The sequence below is a fragment of the Moorena sp. SIO3I6 genome (assembly GCF_010672095.1).
In genome coordinates this window covers 1-1,443 of record NZ_JAAHHU010001302.1, presented here as the reverse complement: position 1 = coordinate 1,443, position 1,443 = coordinate 1, and the positions used below count along the sequence as shown (strand labels likewise).

Sequence of the window (1,443 nt, the reverse complement as noted above, 5' to 3'; positions counted from 1 at the left end):
TAGAAGAAGTAAGACCAAAGCGAGGGCGTCCGTCCAAGCTAAGGCATTCTTCGGTGAAACTGGAAGCCTACACTGTACCCAACGGGTCAGTGTAGGTAGTTCACTTGTGCCTAGGTACTTACTTTGAAGTGCGGAATGTGAGGCTAAACCCAATCCTCCTGCTGAGAATTGGGATTGGTTTCAATATAGCGCTACGCGCAATGGCATTGGCAACAGGCAACAGGCAAAAGTTAACAGCGATAGCTTTTGCTGCTTATATTAATCTCAAACACCTGAATGCGTAGTGCTATAAGAGCGATCTAGAACATTGGTAAGTCGTGGAGGAATAAAGGTTATGGAGCTTTGGCATGGGGCAGACTTGTGCAAGCAAGACCATCTTTGTTCCCATCTAGACGGAAACGATCATCCCCAAAGTAGTTAAACACAGCCTGTGCCTCTTCCTGAGTCTTAAAATCCGAGCAGTTACAATCGGAATTGACACAATCGGGAAGCTCAAAAAGATTGGCTGTATCAGTTTCAGGGTTGCTTTGAACTGCAGGTTTCAGAGTAGCCATTAGTGTAGGAGGGCTATACTCAGTGCTTTCTTTAGACGCAAAAACGATATAGGCATCTGGGGCTTTATATTCTGCACGATTAATCAGAATAGTCACTATGTCATCAGTATCACCTTTGATGAAATCTAGTAACTCAGGTGAGTTAAAGCTAAAAGAATCTCCTGTCGCTATAGAAGCTGCAGGGAGTTTCCCTAAGTAAGTTGTTTGGTTTGAGAGAAATAAATTGGTAGAGTAAGTATCATTACCCGGCGCGTTATTCCAAGTGGTTTTGGTTTCAGACCAATTTTCCTCTACTCCATCATTCAAGCCATAAAACTCAATAGATCCTTTGGTGTTGGGAAGGTTTATCGTACTCAAATTCAGGCTCACATCATCAATACCATCATTCAGCTCACTGAGATCAAATCGGAGGTAAGTTTTGCGGCTATAAGAGACGGTGTTATCAAGCTTGACGACTAATTTAGCGTTTGTTCCATTGTTCTGACTAGAGTAGGAACCACCTCGGATAAAGGTGTCTGCTCCATTGCCCGCTGCTGTAGTAATTACCTGAGTCTTAAAATCCGAGGAGTTACAATCGGAATTCACACAATCGGGATGCTCAACAAGATTGGCTGTATCAGTTTCAGGGTTGCTTTGAACAGCAGGTTTCAGAGTAGCCATTAATGTAGGAGGGCTATACTCAGTGCTTTCTTTAGACGCAAAAACGATATAGGCATCTGGGGCTTTATATTCTGCACGATTAATCAGAATAGTCACTATGTGATCAGTATCACCTTTGATGAAATCTAGTAACTCAGGTGAGTTAAAGCTAAAAGAATCTCCTGTCGCTATAGAAGCTGCAGGGAGTTTCCCTAAGTAAGTTGTTTGGTTTGAGAGAAATAAATTGGTA

Annotated in this window: 1 protein-coding gene; it reads right to left on the bottom strand. The window is 42.6% G+C overall.

The window, feature by feature from the left end; translation table 11 throughout:
* Window positions 1–332: 332 nt before the first annotated feature.
* A partial coding sequence (locus F6K49_RS48790) for a DNRLRE domain-containing protein (protein WP_293109919.1) occupies window positions 333–1,443 on the bottom strand: 1,111 nt, incomplete at its 5' end.